General features: G+C 48.0%; 1 protein-coding gene. It reads right to left on the bottom strand.

Translation table 11 applies throughout. The features are described from left to right. Nucleotides 1–768, bottom strand: a 768-nt coding sequence (locus R8O11_RS26835) for an efflux RND transporter permease subunit (protein ID WP_318194824.1), incomplete at its 3' end; no start/stop codon positions are given. Nucleotides 769–784: the final 16 nt, after the last annotated feature.

Genomic DNA, 784 nt, shown 5'->3' with positions numbered 1-784 from the left:
GCTCGCATCCGATTTCAAGATGATGTTTTGGAACTCAGCCACACTGCTTAAACGACTCGCAGAAGAAATCGTCGCGTTAAGCAGTTGACCTTTCTGCGCAGGTGCTGCACCCAATTGACCAGATGACACTTGCGCATTCTGCTCACTGATCGCATTTGCAACGTCAATTGCCGTCAGGTTGAACTGAGTCAGCTTAAACGGGTCAAGCCACACACGCATCGCATATTGAGAACCAAAAGCCTGTACTTGACCCACACCCGTCACACGGCTGATTGGGTCTTGAATGTTGGTTACAACAAAGTCGGCAATGTCGTTTTGTGTAAAATCTGGATCGTCAGAATAAACCGCCACCACCATCAAAAATGAGGTGTTAGATTTGTTCACCACAATACCTTGGCTTTGCACTTCCATAGGAAGCGAAGTCAACGCCAATTGCAGTTTGTTCTGCACTTGAACCTGCGCGATATCAGGATCGGCTTCGCTATCAAAAGTCAGTGTAATGGTCGCATTGCCGAAAGCGTCACTGCTCGAAGACAAGTAACGTAGGTAATCCAGACCAGTCATGTTTTGCTCGATAACCTGAGTGACAGAGTCCTCTACCGTTTTAGCAGAAGCACCAGGATAGCGCGCACTGATGGTGATCGTGGTCGGCGAAATGGTTGGATATTGCGACACTGGCAAGTTGAACAAGGACATGATCCCTGCAAGCATGGTCAGAATCGCCAGTACCCAAGCAAAAACCGGACGATCAATAAAAAATCGAGCCATGATTATCCCTGCTCTC

Source organism: Vibrio sp. 1288 (assembly GCF_033344475.1).
The sequence above is the reverse complement of the archived record's forward strand: the minus strand, read 5'-3'. Positions and strand labels throughout refer to the sequence as shown.